15 protein-coding genes are annotated in these 20,681 nt (G+C 38.0%); 7 read left to right on the plus strand and 8 right to left on the minus strand.

Annotated features, from left to right (window positions below):
- The first annotated feature begins 180 nt into the window (after positions 1-180).
- Both cstA and katA read left to right on the plus strand, forming a co-directional pair.
- Positions 181-1,989, plus strand: a complete 1,809-nt coding sequence (cstA, locus tag WKH56_RS25850) for a carbon starvation protein CstA (RefSeq protein ID WP_048021669.1) — start codon at positions 181-183, stop codon at positions 1,987-1,989.
- Positions 1,990-2,265: 276 nt separating this feature from the next.
- Positions 2,266-3,726, plus strand: coding sequence for a catalase KatA (gene katA / locus WKH56_RS25855; protein WP_310884140.1), 1,461 nt, complete (start codon positions 2,266-2,268; stop codon positions 3,724-3,726).
- Positions 3,727-4,051: 325 nt separating this feature from the next.
- Here katA and WKH56_RS25860 read toward each other — a convergent pair whose 3' ends face one another.
- Complete coding sequence (locus tag WKH56_RS25860; RefSeq protein WP_048021667.1) at positions 4,052-6,301, minus strand: histidine kinase dimerization/phospho-acceptor domain-containing protein; 2,250 nt, start codon at positions 6,299-6,301, stop codon at positions 4,052-4,054.
- Positions 6,279-6,968, minus strand: coding sequence for a response regulator transcription factor (locus WKH56_RS25865; protein ID WP_028411932.1), 690 nt, complete (start codon positions 6,966-6,968; stop codon positions 6,279-6,281). The genes WKH56_RS25860 and WKH56_RS25865 overlap by 23 nt, the downstream gene beginning before the upstream one ends.
- Positions 6,969-7,218: 250 nt before the next feature.
- Here WKH56_RS25865 and WKH56_RS25870 point away from each other — a divergent pair, with 250 nt between their 5' ends.
- A complete protein-coding gene (locus WKH56_RS25870) occupies positions 7,219-8,670 on the plus strand; it encodes an alpha-amylase (RefSeq protein WP_048021665.1) in 1,452 nt (483 codons plus the stop codon).
- Positions 8,671-8,698: 28 nt separating this feature from the next.
- Here WKH56_RS25870 and WKH56_RS25875 read toward each other — a convergent pair whose 3' ends face one another.
- From WKH56_RS25875 to WKH56_RS25885, 3 genes are all read right to left on the minus strand, one after another.
- Positions 8,699-10,132 carry an anion permease gene (locus WKH56_RS25875; RefSeq protein WP_028409745.1) on the minus strand — a complete coding sequence of 478 codons (1,434 nt, stop codon included), beginning with the start codon at positions 10,130-10,132 and terminating at the stop codon, positions 8,699-8,701.
- 278 nt (positions 10,133-10,410) lie between these two features.
- Positions 10,411-11,610: a class I SAM-dependent rRNA methyltransferase gene (locus WKH56_RS25880; protein WP_028411929.1), complete on the minus strand. Its 1,200-nt coding sequence runs from the start codon at positions 11,608-11,610 to the stop codon at positions 10,411-10,413.
- 193 nt (positions 11,611-11,803) lie between these two features.
- Positions 11,804-12,841, minus strand: coding sequence for a PepSY domain-containing protein (locus tag WKH56_RS25885; RefSeq protein ID WP_048021662.1), 1,038 nt, complete (start codon positions 12,839-12,841; stop codon positions 11,804-11,806).
- Positions 12,842-13,069: 228 nt separating this feature from the next.
- On the opposite strand from WKH56_RS25885, the gene WKH56_RS25890 reads away from it, so the two are divergent.
- Together WKH56_RS25890 and WKH56_RS25895 are read left to right on the plus strand one after the other, a co-directional pair.
- On the plus strand, positions 13,070-13,753 hold the full coding sequence (locus WKH56_RS25890) for a response regulator transcription factor (RefSeq protein WP_310884536.1): 684 nt from the start codon (positions 13,070-13,072) through the stop codon (positions 13,751-13,753).
- Complete coding sequence (locus WKH56_RS25895; protein ID WP_182028515.1) at positions 13,750-15,198, plus strand: sensor histidine kinase; 1,449 nt, start codon at positions 13,750-13,752, stop codon at positions 15,196-15,198. The genes WKH56_RS25890 and WKH56_RS25895 overlap by 4 nt, the downstream gene beginning before the upstream one ends.
- A gap of 40 nt (positions 15,199-15,238) precedes the next feature.
- On the opposite strand, the gene WKH56_RS25900 is transcribed toward WKH56_RS25895, so the two are convergent.
- On the minus strand, positions 15,239-16,081 hold the full coding sequence (locus tag WKH56_RS25900) for a PepSY domain-containing protein (protein ID WP_310884141.1): 843 nt from the start codon (positions 16,079-16,081) through the stop codon (positions 15,239-15,241).
- A 381-nt stretch (positions 16,082-16,462) separates the two neighbouring features.
- On the opposite strand from WKH56_RS25900, the gene WKH56_RS25905 reads away from it, so the two are divergent.
- Complete coding sequence (locus WKH56_RS25905; protein WP_310884142.1) at positions 16,463-18,361, plus strand: PhoX family protein; 1,899 nt, start codon at positions 16,463-16,465, stop codon at positions 18,359-18,361.
- Between the two features lie 392 nt (positions 18,362-18,753).
- Complete coding sequence (locus WKH56_RS25910; protein WP_014457691.1) at positions 18,754-19,752, plus strand: tRNA dihydrouridine synthase; 999 nt, start codon at positions 18,754-18,756, stop codon at positions 19,750-19,752.
- Between the two features lie 136 nt (positions 19,753-19,888).
- On the opposite strand, the gene rlmH is transcribed toward WKH56_RS25910, so the two are convergent.
- Positions 19,889-20,368 (minus strand): 23S rRNA (pseudouridine(1915)-N(3))-methyltransferase RlmH, encoded by a 480-nt coding sequence (gene rlmH, locus WKH56_RS25915; RefSeq protein ID WP_342836949.1) that lies wholly within the window; start codon positions 20,366-20,368, stop codon positions 19,889-19,891.
- Between the two features lie 83 nt (positions 20,369-20,451).
- Entirely contained in the window at positions 20,452-20,610 is a 159-nt protein-coding gene (locus WKH56_RS25920; protein ID WP_013059901.1) for a CxxH/CxxC protein, read from the minus strand.
- Between the last annotated feature and the right edge of the window lie 71 nt (positions 20,611-20,681).

Below are 20,681 nucleotides of genomic sequence, written 5' to 3' on the forward strand. Positions count from 1 at the left end.
AAAAGTCTTATAGTTTTTCAAAGGGAATTTGAACTTTCTAATTTTTTAAATAATTAAGGGAAAAACTGGTGATAAAAGCGCTTTCTTCTTTTATAATGAAAGTTGTAAGGGGAACACACAATTACATAACGTTGTGTAGTAGTACAAACATCAGACAACTAAGGGATAGGGGGATTTGTAATGAATGCGGTTACGATTGTTATTGGATCTATCTGTATTTTAATGATTGCGTATCGGCTTTATGGAACATTCATGGCTGTTAAGGTCTTGAAACTAAACGATGCGCAAAAAACGCCGGCACATGAGCTTGAAGATGGAAAAGATTACGTGCCAACCAATCGATGGGTAACATTTGGTCATCACTTTGCAGCTATTGCAGCTGCGGGTCCGCTTGTTGGACCTATTTTAGCAGCTCAGTTTGGCTATTTGCCCGGACTGCTCTGGCTTTTAATCGGAGCTGTAATCGGAGGAGCCGTTCACGATGCAGTTGTGTTATTTGCATCTATGCGCCAAAAAGGCCAGTCGCTTTCAGAAGTGGCTAAAAAAGAGCTAGGACCCGTCGCTGGTTTTTGTACAGGTTTAGCTATGCTTTTTATCATTACCATTACAATGGCCGGTTTATCTATGGTCGTGTTACACGCCCTTGAGAAAAATCCTTGGGGTACATTCGCTGTTGGAATTACCATTCCGATCGCAATGGGGGTAGGTATTTACCACAAAAAAACAGGTAATTTAAAAGCGGCTTCTACCGTCGGCTTCATTTTAATTTTAATTGCCGTATTTAGCGGTCCTTATATTCAAGGAACAGCTTTAGGAGATTTTTTAACGCTAGATATTAAAACACTTTCAATTATTCTTCCCGTTTATGCATTTTTTGCAGCGGCCTTGCCCGTTTGGCTGCTTTTAGCACCTCGAGATTACTTAAGCAGCTTTATGAAAATTGGTGTCTTTATCGCGCTGATTGTAGGCGTGTTTTTCGTAAATCCATCAATTCCATTTCCTGCAGTTACTGAATTTATTCACGGAGGCGGCCCTATTTTAGCAGGACCTGTGTGGCCGTTTATTTCCATTACGATCGCCTGCGGTGCTATTTCTGGCTTCCATGCATTTGTTGGTTCAGGAACAACCCCTAAGATGCTCGATCGTTGGAGTGACATTAAAGTTGTAGGCTTCGGCGCGATGTTAGTCGAATGCTTAGTAGGAATTATGGCATTAATTGCCGCAACTGCTTTACATCCTGGAGACTATTTTGCAATCAACTCTACACCTGAAGTATTCAAAACGCTTGGCATGAACGTAACGGCTCTTCCTCAGCTTAGCCAAGAAATTGGCCTAAACTTAGAAGGCCGTACAGGCGGCGCTGTTACACTGGCTGTAGGAATGACGTATATTTTCACGGAAATTCCTTGGTTCAGCCACCTGTCTTCTTACTTTTTTCAATTCGTTATTATGTTTGAAGCAGTGTTTATTTTGACTGCTATCGACGCGGGTACACGCGTTTCCCGCTATTTAATTCAAGACTTTTTCGGTGAATTTTATAAGCCATTGAAGCGAGTAGACTGGCTTCCTGGGTCCATTTTTGCAAGTGCCCTAGCCTGTTTTATGTGGGGATACTTATTGTTCTCAGGAGATATTGGCTCAGTTTGGGCGCTGTTCGGCGTATCGAATCAGTTAATGGCATCCATTGGTTTAATTATTGGTGCAACCGTTATTCTTAGAATTGCAGATAAGCGCTCCTATATGCTTACTTGTCTTATTCCACTAGCCTACCTTTACGTAACGGTTAACTACGCGGGTTATTGGATGGTTAAGAATGTGTATTTAAATGAAGCTGCGGCAGGTTACAGCATATTAAATGCGACTCTTTCAATCATCATGCTTATACTCGGTCTCATTATTATGATTGCCGCGATTCAAAAATGGACGCAGCTTTGGCGCACGCCTCAGGCTGAACTAGCGGCGAAAGCAAACTTATCACAAAATATATAAAACGAACACGCTTGCTTATATAAGCAAGCGTGTTTTTGATATGGTAATAGCCGGTCAAAATAATTGCACACCAGGCATTTTTATTATTAAACTAAATATACTATACAGAAAATTTTTAAAATAGTTCGTACACTTCACATGCTTATAACCCCCACTGACTACATCTCAAAATTAACACTTTAAATTATAATAATTATAATTTAGTATTGATTTTTTATTTAAAAATGTTATTATTATTTCTAACATAATAAAATTCAAATAAGAGGTGGTTCTAAGATGACAACAAACAAGAATAACTTAACGACTAGTTGGGGATCTCCGGTTGGAGATAATCAAAATTCGATGACCGCTGGTTCACGCGGACCTACTTTAATTCAAGATGTTCACCTTTTAGAGAAATTAGCCCATTTTAACCGAGAGCGTGTTCCTGAACGCGTCGTACACGCAAAAGGCGCCGGTGCCCACGGTTATTTTGAAGTGACAAACAATGTTTCAGCCTATACAAAAGCAGCTTTCCTTTCTGAAGTAGGAAAACGAACACCTCTATTTGTTCGCTTTTCAACAGTAGCTGGTGAAAACGGCTCAGCAGATACCGTTCGCGACCCTCGCGGATTTGCTGTTAAATTTTATACAGAAGAAGGCAACTACGACTTAGTCGGAAATAATACACCTGTATTTTTCATCCGAGATGCGATTAAATTTCCCGATTTTATTCATACACAAAAACGCGATCCACGCACGCATTTGAAAAACCCGACGGCCGTGTGGGATTTCTGGTCTTTATCTCCTGAATCTTTGCATCAAGTTTCTATTTTAATGTCTGATCGCGGTATCCCGGCAACGTTACGCCATATGCATGGATTTGGCAGCCATACATTTAAATGGGTTAATGCCGAAGGAGATGGCGTTTGGGTAAAATATCACTTTAAAACAGAGCAAGGCGTGAAAAATCTGTCTCCAGACGTAGCCGCAAAGCTAGCTGGTGAAAATCCAGATTATCATACTGAAGATCTATTTAATGCCATTGAAAAAGGCGATTTCCCTTCATGGAAGCTGTACGTTCAAATTATGCCATTAGAAGACGCTGATACGTATCGCTTTGATCCGTTTGACGTAACAAAGGTTTGGTCACAAAAAGACTATCCGTTAATTGAAGTAGGTCGCATGGTCTTGGACCGAAATCCAGAAAATTATTTTGCCGAAGTGGAGCAAGCTACATTCTCACCTGGAACGCTTGTACCGGGAATTGACGTATCACCTGATAAAATGCTGCAAGGTCGACTATTCGCATACAGCGATGCACATCGCTACCGCGTGGGTGCTAACCATCAAGCGCTACCTATTAACCGTCCGCGCAATGAAGTAAATAACTATCAGCGTGATGGTCAAATGCGCTTTGACGATAACGGCGGCCGTTCTGTTTACTATGAGCCAAACAGCTTTGGCGGTCCGACAGAATCTCATGAAAACAAACAAGCGGCATACCCTGTTTCAGGCGTTGCCGATAGTGTTTCATATGATCATAACGACCATCACACGCAAGCAGGTGACTTATACCGCCTTCTAAGCGAAGACGAGCGTACACGACTAGTTGCAAACATCGTTGAAGCTATGAAGCCTGTAGAAAAAGAAGAGATTAAACTGCGTCAAATTCAGCACTTCTACAAAGCAGATCCAGAGTATGGAACACGCGTTGCAGACGGTTTAGGATTGTCTGTTCCGCAGCAAGTAAAATAAAGATATCAGTTTTCCTAATGAGAAAATAAAGGTGTTTTTCTCATTTTAGATTTTCGTTTATTCTCAATTAGTTTAACATTTTATCACTAAATAAGTATCCATATTTTATGGATACTTATTTAAATTCTTGTAAAAAGAGGAAGGGATGAAGAAATGATTGGACAAGAAATAAGATGTAATCAGTGTCATAGAGAAATAAAAGTACTAAAGCACAGTACACTTTGCGGTTGCGGAATAAAATTACGAACGCTAAAAAAAGAGAAGCAACCAGCATAATGAGGTTGCTTCTCTTTTTTACTAGATATGCTGTTTATATTCACTCACATTAAAGAGTAATCGTTACTTTAAATAAATCTCCGTCAATTTCAATATTCAATTCTCCTCCGTGCAAATCAATAATTGACTTAGCAATAGCTAAACCAAGTCCAGAGCCATCGGTTTGTCTTGAGGCGTCCCCTCTTTTAAATCGTTCAAACAGCTCGTCTGCCTGCTCATTTAACTCATATTTACTTACATTTTTAAACGTTAGTTTCACTTGTTCGTTTATTTCTTGAACAGAAATATAGACACGCGTTTGTTCAAGTGAATATTTCAATATGTTCTCTATCAAATTGTCAAATACTCTCCATAATTTTTGACCATCTACAGTAGCAAATATCGGCTTTTGGATAGATTGAATACGAAATTGCAGAGTTGAATCTTTAATTGCTTCATCATATTCAGCTAAAGCCTGATGAAGAAGCTGATTAATATCAATTGTGTCTTTATGCAATTCTACATTTCCACTTGCCATTTTTGATACTTCAAACAAATCATCAATAAGTGTCTGTAAACGTTTTGATTTACGGTCAATAATTTCAACGTAAGCATGTTGTTCGTCCCAAGTAAGATCTTGGGACTTTAGCAACGCTGTATATGTCATAATAGAAGTCAATGGTGTTCTTAAATCGTGACTGACGTTGGTAATTAACTCTGTTTTCAAGCGTTCACTTTTAACTTGAACATGCTGAGATTTTTGAATTTGCTGCTGAATATGATTTATATCTATCGCTGCTTGAGTTAAAGCTGATTTTCCTTTGATAGGTAACGGCCTTTTCCACTCAGCTGTGGCGATTTGATTAATGGAAATAATAATTTTATTTAAATAATTAATTCGTAGCATAAGCAGTATCAAAGTAACCACTCCTATAACACTGCCGACAGCTAAGTATAGTATAGACACTTGTTCTACAAACATAGATCCACTGGTCAATAAAGCTGCAACAGCAAATACCGCAAAAACTAAAAGCAGTACTACAACCATTATATACATGCCAATATGTCTGATAATAAAAATAGATTGAAGAAAATAAATGACTTGATAAACACACGTTCTGTGATATTCTTCTTTTATATCATCTAGTGTGCGCATACGCTGAAACAGTAAAAATACTTGAAGTACCCACAGGCAAATAGCTATGGATATAACTATCATATAAAAGAAAAATATAGCAACATGCTTATATGATTCTAATAAAGAAGTTGGATAGCCGTTCAGAACTAGACTTGATGTGAAAAATGAGTACAAAAGAAAAACAATTATACACATATCTAAAGGTACTTTTTTATAAATCCTCTGTACGGCATTTTGTCTTGTTATTTCTTTTAAACGTCCGGTTATTGTTCTTTTATAAATAAAGTAAACTATTAACAGAGCTATTATTCCTGACAATGCATACACGAGAAATACTACATTTTGGTGATGGTAATAGTTATATTCATCAAATAAAGAACTACTGAAAGCTTCTTTTTCAGGAACAGCAATTATACCCGTAAACTTCTGCTTTAAATACCGGTTTGGAATCTCTGAGTCTGTCTCACTGCTTAACAATGAATTTTTATATTCATCTAGTTGAAACACAAGGGGTGATTGAGCTGAATAGGTATGTTTATACAACATATTTTTTTGTTTTACTAATTGATTAACGTTTTCCTTGCTTGCATTTTGGATGTTCGTATATATTTTTTGTGTGTTTCTATCTTTCAAATAATACATGATGTCTTTTTTATATTGAGATAATGGTTTTTGCCGATCAAAAGCTTCATCATAAATTCTCGTTATTTCGAATTCTTTATTTTTTGCTATTTTTTCTCGAACAAATTGATCATCTTGAAACTTTTTTTGAATGTTTTTAACTTCTAGATCCCGCTGCTTTACATAGGCATCTTCAACTTTTTTACTCTTTGCTTGCTTAGCGTCTTCTATTTTTTCTTCATATTTATCGTGTACGTTTTGTATTTGTTCCGTTAAGTTTCCTTCTGCATATCGATACGACTCAATTTCTTCTTCTGTTATCGTATTTGCGTTAACGGTATTTTTATTCTTGGATGTCAATTCTAAGAGGTAAAGATCATTTGTAAAACGATCTATTTCTTTTTGGAAGTCTTCTGATTTTACATAGGTACTTTTTTGTAAGTAGTTTGCTTTTACTAGGTTATGCATGCTGCCAATAGAAGAAATGGTTGCTCCTAAACCAAATAAAAACAAGATAATACCTATAGCTGAAATAACGCTATTTTTCCATTTTATATCCAAGTCCCCACACAACCTTTACATATCTCGGATTTTTTGGTTCAATCTCAATTTTTTCTCTTATTTTTCTAATGTGCACTGCTACCGTATTTTCTGCGTTGTAGCCGGGTTCATTCCATACGCGCTCATAAATATCATGTATGGAAAAAACTCTTCCTGCATTTTTCATTAATAATTCTACAATTTTATACTCAATGGGAGTGAGCTTAATGAATTCCCCATCAAGAGTGACGGACTTAGCCTCAATATCAAGTACAAGACCTCGGATATTAATCGTCTTTGTTTCTTCATAGGTACCTAATGTCACATATCTTCTTAACTGTGATTTAACTCTTGCTATCAGTTCTAATGGATTAAAAGGTTTTGTCACATAATCGTCTGCTCCTACCTGCAGACCAAGCACTTTATCGGCATCTTCGCTTTTAGCACTCAGCATAATAATCGGGATATTTTTTTGTTCTCGAATTTTAAACGTTGTTGAAATGCCGTCTTGCCTTGGCATCATAATATCCAGAATAATCAAGTGAACTTTTTCTTTATTTAGTATCTCTATGGCTTCGATTCCATCTTTGGCCGTAAAGACTTTAATACCTTCATTTTTTAAATAAATAGCAATACCATTGCGGATTTCTTGCTCATCATCTACAACTAAAACCACATATTCGTTCATTGATTTCTCACACTCCTTTCAAAAGTATATCATGGGTCATTTCGTCTATGGGTTTTATTGTAAACTGCATTTCTTAAGAAAAAAGAAGGGGGAATCTTAAGATTTTCTTAAGCATCATATATTGAAAAAGGTTTAAGGAATAGGGATAACAGGAACGTTAAAAGAAAAAATATAATCAATTCCTCATTTGATTCTAAAGAACTATCCGTGAGCGATTATATCTTTTTATTTAAAAGGAGGATGATTTAACTTGGAACGGAATCATACAATTATGCAATTTTTCGAATGGCATGTGCCAGCTGATGGCGAGCATTGGAAACGCCTCAAAGAGCTCGCTCCTCAACTAAAAGAACAAGGAATTGATTCCGTGTGGATTCCCCCGGTTACAAAAGGTGTTTCATCAGAGGATAATGGCTACGGCGTTTACGACTTATATGATCTTGGCGAGTTTGATCAAAAAGGAACCGTTCGTACAAAGTATGGAACCAAGCAAGAGCTGCATGAAGCAATTGATGCCTGTCATAATCACGGAATTAATGTCTATGTTGATATTGTGATGAATCATAAAGCTGCAGCGGATGAAAAAGAAACCTTCCACGTCATTGAAGTAGACCCCATGAACCGAACAGAAGAGATTTCTGAACCCTTTGAAATTGAAGGGTGGACAAAGTTTACATTTGAAGGGCGCGGCGATCAATATTCTTCTTTCAAATGGAACTTTAATCATTTTAATGGCACTGATTACGATGATAAAAATGGAAAAGAAGGTGTGTTTCGTATTGCCGGGGAAAACAAAAGCTGGAACGAAAATGTTGATCAAGAGTTTGGCAACTACGATTATTTAATGTTTGCGAATATTGATTACGACCACCCTGAAGTTCGAGAAGAAATGATCAAATGGGGAAAATGGTTAGCAGACACCCTGCAGTGCGACGGTTACCGATTAGACGCCATTAAACATATTAACCATGATTTTATTAAAGAGTTTGCTCACGAATTGTCCTCTTCTCAAGAAAAGCCATTTTATTTTGTGGGAGAGTTTTGGAATCCAGAATTAACAACCTGTCAGGAATTTTTAGACGTTATTGATTATCAAATTGATTTGTTTGACGTATCGCTGCATTACAAACTGCATGAAGCCTCTCAGCAAGGAAGAGATTTTGATTTAACCACAATTTTTGATGATACATTGGTTAAGACTCATCCGTTGAATGTTGTCACATTTGTAGATAACCATGACTCTCAGCCAAATGAATCTTTAGAATCTTGGGTAGAAGATTGGTTCAAACAAAGTGCTTACGCTCTAATTTTACTTCGTGAAGACGGCTATCCTTGTGTATTTTACGGAGACTATTTTGGGATAGGTGGAGAGCATCCAATTGAGGGAAAAGAAAAAGATATTTCTGCTCTCTTGCACGTACGCTATGACAAAGCATACGGACAGCAAGACGATTATTTTGATCACCCGAATACCATTGGATGGGTAAGGCATGGTGTAGAGGAATTTGAGAAGTCTGGATGCGCTGTGGTGATGTCAAACGGCGAAGACGGCGAAAAGAGAATGTTCGTCGGCGAACACCGAAGCGGACAAACGTGGATCGACTTCACAAAGAACCGAGAAGACCAAGTTGTGATTGAAGAAGACGGCTACGGACACTTCCCTGTAAATGGCGGCTCTGTATCCGTTTGGGCTGAAGCATAAAAAAACAGTGGCCTGCGCCACTGTTTTTTTACCATAGACCTAGCAGTTTCCACCACAAGCCGCCAATTCCAATCCAAATGATAATATGAATAATTGAAATTAAAAAGCCGAGCGACCACCATTTTTGCTGCGTTACATATCCACTACCGAAGAACACCGGTGCCGGTCCACTGCCGTAGTGAGTTAAACAGCCAAATAAATTGCTAAAGAACGCTAAAATTAATGCTGACAGTAACGGAGGCGCACCAGCGGCCACGATGACAGATAAAAATGCTGCGTACATAGCGCTGACGTGAGCCGTGTTACTCGCAAAAAAGTAGTGAGAATAAAAATATGCAATAGCTAGTACAATCAACGCCGTCATCCAAGACATATGACTAACAGTGCCTTTCATCAGATCACTGAACCAAGGAATCATGCCTAGATCATTTAAGAAAGTTGCCATCATAACCAAAACAGCAAACCAGACTAATGTATCCCATGCTCCCTGTTCTTTTTTGATGTCCGACCAGCTTAACACTTGCGTTAAAAGCAGCGCACATAGACCAATAAAAGCAGTTGTTGTTGCATTAATATTTAAATTAGCGCCAAAAATCCACAGCACAAGAAGAAGTAAAAATACGCCAATCATGTACCATTCTTCTTTCTTTAGCGGACCCATTTCATTTAGTTTTTTTGCTGCAATTTCAGATGCTTCCGGCGTTTCTTTTAATTCTGGCGGATACAGCTTATAAATAACGAGCGGAATAACAATTAAACTAATAATTCCAGGCACGATTGCAGCCGCTGCCCATCCAACCCATGAAATAGTCTTTCCTGTAATTTGTTCTGTCATTTTAACAGCAAGAGGATTGGCCGCCATTGCCGTTACGAACATAGCCGATGTAATCATATCTCCTTGAAACGATACTTTTGTTAAAAAAGCACCGACTCTGCGCTCCGTACCGTCTCCAGTTCTCGATCCGTATGTTTCAGATAAAGAACGAATGATTGGAAGAATAATTCCTCCAGCTCGTGCTGTATTAGACGGCATTGCAGGTGATAAAAGTAAATCACTTACGATAAGAGAATACGATAGTCCCAACGTCTTTTTACCGAACAAACGGACAAAGATATAGGCAACCCTTGTTCCTAGACCAGTCTTAATAAAACCTCTAGAAATAAAGAATGCAATAACGATCAACCAAATCGTTGTATTTTGAAAACCGCTGAGCGATTGTTCAAGTGTTAATGTATTAGTTAATACAATAATGGTTAAAGATAAAATAGCTACACTGCCTAATGGCAATGGTTTAATGATAAGACCTACGATAGTAGCCACAAAAATAGCGAATAAGTGCCAAGCCTTCACATCAAGTCCGGACGGAGGTGTAATAAACCATAAAATAAGTCCGATTGCCAGACAAATTAATAAAGGAATAAACTTCACTTCGCCGGCAGGCTTTTTAGTTGTTTCAGCCATAATCTTTCTCCTTTCATGTTTTTAAATAATAATAGTAGTATGCTCTTTCCCCTTCGTACCCAATACTTGTCCCATTTAAAATAAAATAATTGTAAAAATACGTTTCATAAGGATGATATTGTAAATTTGTGAAGTGTTGAGCATAATTCCTTTATTATTTTATCATACATATTGACAATTTTTATCTTTCACCTTCATTTTATTCCCTTCAAAATAGCTTGTAAGCGTTATTTCATCAAAATAAATAAGCTGCATGAGTTCATCATGCAGCCTTGCATTTAACGATTTACTTTTTGAATAAACACGACTTTGAGATAATCACCTGACTTAAATTCTTTTATTGTTTTAAAATCAGCTGGAAGAGAGAACTGCTCCATCATTTTGTAGCGTTCCCCTTTTTCATTAAAAGCTTTTTCAATAAACGAATGAAATCTTTTCATATCAAAATTACTTGCATTCGTCGAAGCTACAATGACACCATTTGGCTTTGTAAGAGCAATGGCTTCTTTTAATAAATCTTTGTAGTCTTTTGCCGCGCTGAACGTATGCTTTTTCGATTTAGCAAAGCTCGGCGGATCTAGCACCACAAGATCGAACGTCATATTCTTCTTAACTGCATATTTAAAATACTTAAAAACATCTTCCACAATAATGTCCTGTGCTTCGTGATCAATTCCATTTACACTAAATTGCTCAATTGTTTTTGCCAGGCTGCGATTGGCCAAGTCGACACTTGTTGTTTTCGCAGCTCCTCCAAGAGCGGCCGCCACTGAAAATGCGCCTGTATACGAAAACATGTTTAGAACGGTCTTTCCTTTTGCATATTTATCTCGAATCGTTTTACGGACGTCTCGCTGATCTAAAAAGACCCCAACCATCGCTCCGTCATTTAAATAAACGGCAAAACGAATACCATTTTCTCTTACAATTAAAGGGAATTCACCTTTATTTCCTGTGACAAAATCATCTTCTTCAATATACTGCCCTTTTACGTTGAAACGTTTTTTCTGGTACAGCCCTTTAAAGTTAGGCGCAGATTTTAAAGCTTCAATAACGTATTCTTTAAATTGATAAATTCCTTCACTATACCAACTCGTGACGTAATATCCGTCATAATAATCAATGATTAAGCCGCCAATTCCGTCACCTTCACTATTAAATACACGAAAAGCAGTTGTATCTTCAGACGCATAAAAATCGTGACGAGAGGTAATAGCTCGCTGAATTTTTCGTACAAAAAACGCCGCGTCAATTTGTTCACTTTTCTTCTTCGTCAGAATCCATCCGTAGCCTTTGTTTTGTTTTCCATAATAGCCTTTGGCTAAGAATTGATTCTTTGGAGTGACTAAGTTAATAATAACGCCTTCTTCTTGCAGTTTATGACCATCAACAAGCGCATCTTTTTCAATGAGTGGATAACCTTTATTCACTTTTTTAATAAAAGCTTCTTTGGCTATAACTTGTACTTCTTTTCTCATGTGTACACCCTATCTATTTAATTTAGTTCATTCTAGTTTTATCCATTTTACGAGAATAATCTACATTTATCTTAACATAGATAACCGGTAATGTTTCCAGTTACAAAATAGAAAAGCAGAGGATGCCTTGAAGCACCCCCTGCTTGATATGAATGAAAAATGAAATGTATGTTTTATGTTTTAAGATAAAAAATTATGAGCACTCTTGTCCAGTATATGCATCGAACTTAAGCGTCTGCTGCTTGCTTCCGCTCACTAAAGTCACCACGTATACAGTTATTGAGTTTTCTGTTATAAGCTCAATATGATCTACTTTTCCTTCTTGATGTTTTAAAGCAAGAACTTTCACAGCGGTCTCCGTTAACGGCTGAAGCTTATCATGTCTTACATGTGTGATTTCACCCGAAACCGCATCGATTGTAACGGTGTATTCCGTATTATCTTTGATTATTTTTACTGTGAAAATCGCTGCGTTTTGATCATATTCTACCATTTTCACCTTACCTGCATATGTAGCCAATGCAAGATCTTTTGCATCTTGTCTCGTTAATAGCTTCACTGCTTGCTGAGAAGTATTAACTACTTTTCCTGTGAAAGCATCTAACGTTACCGTATATTGAGTGCTATCTTTAAGAATCACTGCGACATACTGACTAGCGGATTCTTTAAACTCTAGACTATATACGTAACCACTATATTGTTTAACAATTGTTTCTTTTATTTTTTGCTCTGATATTAGCTGCAGCTCTTTTTTATTCTCATGAATGACTTTCCCCGTTAGACCATCCACGGTTAGCGTATATTCTACTTTGCCATCTACTACAGTTAACGTATATTCATGCGTTTCTTTGTTAAATGTAATAGATTGAATCGCTCCTGTATACTGCTTAGAAATGGATTCTTTCACTTGATTTTGTGTCCATAACTTCACTTCTTGCTTCTTCACTACTTTTCCAGTGCTTGCGCTTACTTCTACGATTCTTTGCTCAAGGTTATTCGTTACAATTGTAATCACATACACACTTGATTCTTGCTTAAATTCCGTAGATGTGACCGTCCCTTTGCAATCTTGCAGAGCAATACCATTTGCTTGAGCTTGCGAGATACTCACATGTTCAGTTGTCTCTGCTTTCGCTGTCTTCATTTCTGCAGCGTGACTCGTTGTAATAGAGCTAAATGCAACTGCAGCTCCTAAAGCAGATGTAGACAATACTTTTACCCATTTAATCATCTTTACATTTCCTCCTCTTTCACCATTAGACTTTCCGTCTATGGCGTTTTATCTAGTACGCCGTTCATTATGCAAAAGATTTCTGAGAATAAGACGAATAGAAGCTTAAAGTTAGCTGAAGATATAAGAATAGCTACTATTTTTCAGCTTGCTTTCAGCTATTATTCAGGGCTGTTTCAGATAAAAAAGCATAATAGAAAGTAGAGGAGCAAAGGAGTTTTCACCATGATGGATCAACTAAAAGGAATTAAAGTCTTACTTATAGATGACGAACCAACTATTTTACAGTTTTTATCTTTAGGGTTAACGAATGAAGGATTTGATATCAAAGCTGCCCAAGACGGAATGGAAGGCATTAATATAGCCAAAGAATTCAAGCCTCATATCGCTATTGTAGATGTTATGCTTCCGGGAATGGATGGATTTGAAGTATGCCGTTTGTTAAAGAAAATGGGGAATATAGCTGTCATCATGCTAACAGCAAAAGATCAAGTGGACGATCGAGTAAAGGGGCTGACTATTGGAGCAGATGATTATATGGTCAAACCCTTCAGTTTTGAAGAACTTCTTGCGCGCATTCAAGCTAGAATCCGCAATCAATTTCCCAACTTATTAGACGAAGTATCCATCGGTCCATTTAAAATTGATGACCGCCGCAAAGAAATTAAATACCTTAATCACATACTTAATTTATCCCCTACTGAATATGCACTCTTAAAATTCTTAGTTATTAATCACGGTCTCGTACTAAGTAAATCCACCATTTTAGATCGAGTGTGGGGATATGATTTTGGAGGAGAAGAAAACATTGTTGAAGTATACATTCGATCACTGAGAGAAAAATTACAGGACCATAGCCGAACCGTTATTCGAACGCTTCGCGGTGTAGGGTACCGGATTGATATTTCATGAAGCACAAACGTTTCTTTCATTTGAACTCTCTTCGCCTTCAGCTTTTATCTAGAAGTTTACTCGTTATTTTGAGTTTACTGATGCTGATAGGCGTTTTTCAATACGTATTTATGAAGCAATTTATTTACACAAATAAAATTAGAAGCATCGAAGACCAAATTCACTTGATTCCCGATGATGTCTGGAAGCACGATATTGAAACAAGCCAGAATGTAAAACAATCATCAAGACCAATGGTTTATTTCCCGGGCGTTAATATTACCTTTATCAATCAAAAAAGCACCTTTTTACGGCTGGCTAAGGATCCACATCATTCTTACTTCCCTAAGCTTTCTGCATCTGCATACAAACAAGTAATGAAAAACAGCAACCAGCCGGACAACACGACGAGCCTTATAAAAAAAATGGATGGTCATCAAGAGCAAGTCATTGTTTTAAAACCCATTATCTTTGATGGAGAAATACAGGGAGTTATTCAAATTAATACTCCCACAGAATCATTAAGAGACCTCTTAATCAGACAAATGCTCATCTTTTTAATGCTTTCACTTACCGCAATGACCATTGCTTTTTTTGTTTTTTCTTCTGTTTTAAAACAGACGTTAGTCCCTTTGTTTACTACTACTAAAAAAGTGGAGCATATTAATGCCGGAAGCTTACATGACCGCTTGCCTGTTAATCAAGGACAAATCGAAATGGATCGCCTTTCTCTTTCTATTAATGAAATGCTTGAACGTCTTGAAAAAGCATTTAAAGCAGAAACAGAAGCCAAAGAACAAATGCGGCGTTTTGTTGCGGATGCTTCGCATGAACTGCGAACGCCGCTTACATCTATTCACGGCTTTTTAGAAGTTTTATTAAGAGGGGCTAGCAGTAATCCAGAACAATTAAACGACGCATTAAAAAGCATGTATGGAGAGTCCAAAAGGCTACACAAACTTATTCAGGATCTTCTGCTTCTTGCTCAGCTTGATCAACTTCCACCGTTTCAAAAAGAATACTGTTTTGTAGATGAGTTGATTTTAGATATGAAACCTCAACTCATACTATTGGCGGGGAACAGAAAGGTTTTATTCGACTTTCCAAGCCGTTTACCATCAGACATTAACAAAGATCAATTTAAACAAGTTGTTTTAAACTTATTTTCCAACGCCGTACAGCATACAAATCCAACTACAGGAGTTATTCAAGTGATAGGAAAAATAAATGAGAAAGAACTTTCGTTAATAATACAAGATAACGGTCATGGTATTCCTCAAGAACACCTTCCTCATTTATTTGAGCGATTTTACAAAGCTGATGCTTCACGCTCTCGGGCATATGGAGGAGCGGGCTTAGGCTTGGCCATCAGCGCATCTATTATAGAGCTGCACGGGGGGAAAATACATGTAGAAAGCAAATTGAATGCAGGAACTGCTTTTGAAATCGTATTGCCCTTGACATAAAAAAGACGATTGCCTTGAAGCAATCGTCTTTTTTATCAAATCAGCATACTTTTCCTGTTTGAGGGCTGATTTTTACAGTATGTTTTATATTGTCTGTTCCTTTGATCACAAACGTGTACGCTTGTTCACTGAATGAAACAGATTGAACCGTTCCTTTGTGCTGTTGAAGAGCAGCTTGTTTAGCTTGTTCTTGCGTAAACTTTACCGCTTCGACTTTGATTACTTTTCCCGTTTCAGCGTTTATTTTCACATGGTGATCTTTGTTATCTTTCCCGTGAATTAAAAATGTGTATACATCATTTGCATATGAACTCGATTGAATCGTTCCACTGCAATTTTTTAATGCAATTGATTGAACCTGTGCTTTTGTAAATGCAGCGCTTTGAATTTGAATCCCTTTTCCACTTTGTGCATTGACTTTTACGTGGTGATCACGGCTATCGTTTCCATGAATTAAGAACGTATACACTCCATCGTTGAAGCCTACCGACTTAACCGTTCCTCCACAGTTTTTCACCGCTACTGCTTGTGCCTCACTTTGAGAAAAAGATAGTTTTTCAACCTTTACCACTTTTCCGCTGTGTGCATTTACTTTCACATGATGGTCTTGATTATCTTTTCCGTGAATTAAAAACGTGTAGGCGTTATTTTCAAAAGAAACCGATTGAACCGTTCCTCCGCAGTTCTTTAAGGCAATTGTTTTTGCTTGAGCTTGTGTATATGTGGCCGCTTCAGTATGAGCCGACGCTTTTGTTGAAGTAATGTGCTGACCGTCTGAAGCAAATGCACTTGTCATTGAACCAAGAGCAATAGCTGTTCCAATTGTGGCACCTCCCACGGCTTTTGCTACTACTGCTTTTCCTGCTAATACTTTTCCAATCATGATTATACCTCCGCGTAATTTCCAATGTATTTACAGCACAAGCTAAAGGTTTTAACAGCGGTCATTTATCAAAATAGCGCCATTGGAGTAACGTTTTTTTCTGCTAAAATACCTTTCACTTTTGCTGTACGAGCCAAAGCGCTTCTTGTCCTCTTTAGCTATGTGTTTATTGTAAGAGCGGAACATGAATTCACTATGAAGCCCAGCTGAATGCTATCTGAACAAATTCTGAAAGATAGCTGAATAACTTCTAGTTAAACTTGTCATCTAAATGTTCAACGTTCTTAACAACAGCTCAACAAATCCAATGCTTCTCTTCATATTTCCTCAACAATCAAATGATTTAATAAATGTATGAATACGATTTGGAGGTTATCAACCATGAAAAAACGAGTATCTCTTGGACTATCTCTCACTCTCTTAGCTTCTAGCGCCGCTTCTGCTTTTGCAGCAGAGCATCATCCAGTTCAACATCCAAAACAAATCAAAAGCGTCGAGTTTCAGCCAATGAAAGCACCTACTACGATTGAAAATATGATTAAAACGTATACAGAGGCCTCTGTAAAAGTAACGTATAAAGATGGAAGTGTGGAAGAAACGCCGCTTAACTATAACCAACTCTTTCTTTCAAAAGATAAAATTGTCGATAATAAAGGAGAATTAATCGCCGCAGGTACACCAATCGATGCAAACGGGGATCCAATTATTGACCGAAGCGTTCCTGATCAGCCATCACCGTATGTATCAGACGCGCCAGATTCAAACAGCTTTATTACCATTAACGGTAAGTCTTATATTATTTCACATTATGAATACGAATCTGTTAATAATGCTGGAAAAGAGATTTCCGGTCTTCCTGCTTCCATGACGCTTACACAAGTTGACCGAGATGATAAAACAGGAAAACTAACCGTCAACCATGCTAAAAAAATTGATTTTTCTAATGTAAATGGTTTGTGGACGCCGTGTAATGGCTCTACAACGGATTGGGGTACTCACCTCGGTTCAGAAGAATACGAGCCTGATGCACGCGCTTTTGAAGACCCTGCATCTAGCTCTTATAAAGACGTTACGAACTTCGCTAAGCTTTATTTCGGTGACACGTCAAAAGCAAACCCTTACTACTACGGCTGGATTCCAGAAATTTCAGTGGATGAAAGCGGCGATGCGTCTGTCGTAAAACATTACAGCACAGGCCGTTTTTCACATGAAATGATGCAGGTACTTCCAGATAATAAAACCGCTCTTTTTGGAGACGATGGGTCTAATACCATGATGTTTATGTATGTAGCAGATAAGGAAAAAGACTTCTCAGCAGGAACTCTTTATGCCGCAAAGTTTAAACAAACGAGCACAAAAAATGGAGGGAAAGGCGACCTTCAGTGGATTAAGCTTGGCCATGCAACAGACAATGAAGTGAAAACAATAATCGACAAAGGCACAAAATTCAGTGATATTTTTGAAACAGCCGACCAGCCTACAAAAGGATTTAAAGCAGTCGAAACCGCCGCAAGTAAAAAAGTTGAATATTTAAAAGTAAAGCCTGGCATGGAAAAAGCAGCTGCCTTTTTAGAATCACGCAGATACGGTGCGATTCTAGGTGCCACGTCTGAATTCAACAAGATGGAAGGACTAACGGTTAATAAAAAAGACAAAAAAGCGTATATGGCTATTTCTTACCAAAATAGTGCCATGCTAAAAGAGCCTGGTGCTGTACAAGATGATATTCAGCTTCCAAAATTAGAGTCTGGTGTGACCTACCAGCTGAACTTAGGCTCGCATCAAAAAGACCAAGCAAAAGGCAAGATTAACAGCCGCTACGTTCCTGCAAGTATGGAAGGGCTATTGATTGGACAAGACCTAGAAAAAGCAGATGCATACGGCAATACAGCGGATCCAAATAAAATTGCCAACCCTGATAACCTTACGTATTCAAATGACTTAAATACACTGTTTATCGGAGAAGACAGCTCACTGCACACAAACAACTTTGTATGGGCCTATAATGTAAAAACCAAAAAACTATCACGCATCCTTTCGGTTCCAGTGGGAGCAGAAGCAACAGGACTTCGTGCAGTAGAAAACATTAAAAACTCTCGCTACGTACTAAGCAACTATCAGCACCCGGGCGAGGACATCAGCGACAAAAATATTACCGCTGTTGATAAAGAAGAGTTAGCTAATGCAATGAAAGAAAGCATTGGCATTCAAGAAACTGGTGGTGTCGGATACATTTCTGGACTGCCTTCTAAGGACGGCGCTCCTTACAAAAAGCATTAATACGTAATGAAACCACGTCTGTTGTGAGTGACAGACGTGGTTTTTATATAGTAGAAGTTATTTATAAAACCGCTTATCGCAACCACAATTATGGTGAATACTTTATAATATCCTTAAAGAAAGTGCCTAGCCCCAAACGCGTTAGCATATTTATTGGTAAGTATCCGGTATATCCCTTCAGGCTCCCTTATGCCCCACTAATGCTAGATATAAAATTCGTTTCAATAAGTATTTCCAGCTAAACAAAATGTCTCGTTCCCTTGCACTTTTCGTTCCATACCATTAAAGTATATATTGGTTGAAGTTTATACTAGCATTCAACCTTATAAAAGAAATTACACTTTTTAATTTTGGGAAGATGTTTTCCCTAAGAGAAAGGGTTTAGATATAAGATGAAAGATAATTTTTGGCATGAGTTGCCGCGTCCGTTTTTTATTTTGGCACCGATGGAAGCTGTGACGGATGTCGTTTTTCGCCATGTTGTGACTGAAGCAGCACGACCTGACGTATTTTTTACAGAGTTTACGAATACGGAAAGCTACTGCCATCCGAAAGGAAAAGATAGCGTAAAAGGACGTTTGACGTTTACAGACGATGAACAGCCAATCGTTGCGCACATTTGGGGAGACAAGCCTGAGTACTTCCGTCAAATGAGTATCGGCATGGCCGAAATGGGCTTTCGCGGCATTGATATTAATATGGGCTGTCCTGTGCAGAACGTTGCAGGAAACGGAAAAGGTTCTGGTTTGATTCGCCGTCCAGATACTGCGGCTGAGATTATCCAGGCAGCCAAAGCTGGAGGGCTTCCAGTAAGCGTAAAGACTCGTCTTGGCTATACGCAAGTTGATGAGTGGTACGACTGGCTGAAGCACATTTTAGAACAGGATATCGTGAACCTTTCTATTCACCTTCGTACGAAAAAAGAAATGAGCGATGTTGACGCGCACTGGGAGTTAATTCCGGAGATTAAGAAACTTCGTGACGAAATTGCGCCTCATACGCTACTAACAATTAACGGTGATATTCCTGACCGCCAGAAAGGTCTGGAACTTGCAGAGAAGTACGGCGTTGATGGAATCATGATTGGACGCGGAATTTTCCATAATCCGTTTGCGTTTGAAAAAGAAAAGAAAGAGCACACAAGCGAAGAGCTATTAGAACTTCTTCGCCTGCAGCTAGACCTTCATGACAAATATTCTGAAGAGCTAGAGCCGCGCCCTTTCAAACCGCTTCGACGCTTTTTCAAAATTTACGTTCGTGGATTCCGCGGTGCAAGTGAATTAAGAAATCTACTCATGAGCACGGAAACGACTGATGAAGTGCGTGCATTGCTTGATGAGTTTAAAGACAGAGCTGGAGTGAAAGAAGACGAAGGTTTTTCTGTTTCTTAAATAAGAGCTCGTTTGCTTAAACTCAATTGTTCTATTTTATAGACGTTTGCTATTTATCCACATATGATAAAAGCTGAGGCAGAAGGTTCTACATTTCCTTCTGCCTCAGCTTTTGATGAAAAAATATCCACACATTCTATTTATGATAAGGTTCATTTCGAATAATACGAAAAGCTCGGTAAATCTGTTCTACTAATACTAGGCGCATAAGCTGATGAGGAAAGGTCATTTTTGAAAAAGAAAGAGCTGCGTTTGAACGTTTTATTACTTCGCTGCTTAAGCCAAGCGATCCGCCAATGACAAACGCTACTTTACTTTTTCCGTAAGTAGCTAATGAATCGATTTCTTTTGCCAGTTCCTCGGAAGATTTTTGTTTTCCGTTGATAGCTAATGCGATCACGTGAGTATCATCTGAGATTTTCGCTAAGATACGCTCTCCTTCTTTTTGTTTCACCTGTTCCATTTCAGATTCACTTAAGTTTTCGGGCGCTTTTTCATCTGCAAGCTCAATAATTTCTACTTTTGCATAGCTTGATAAACGCTTTAAATATTCTTCAATGCCTTGTTTTAAGTATTTTTCTTTTAACTTCCCAATGGTTATAATAGAGATATTCACAGGCTATTCTCCTCTCCTTTATCCCTTATCCACAGATATTATCCACATATCCACATGTCATATCCACATTTTGTATAAGAATATTAGTTCCCTACTACATATACAGCTTCATTGTCACAATATTCGCAGCTTTTTTTGTCAGTTGAATTTTCTATTTTTTCAAAAACAGGTGCTAGCTCAATCTCATCTACCATTACATCCAGCGCTAGTTCCGTGTGTTCTAAACAGCAATATATCTTCATGTATTTATCTTCCTTTCTCTATTCTTTTCATTAAAAAACCACAGGAGTTTATCCCCTGTGGATAACTTTTC

It is taken from the genome of Priestia sp. SB1, from assembly GCF_038898415.1.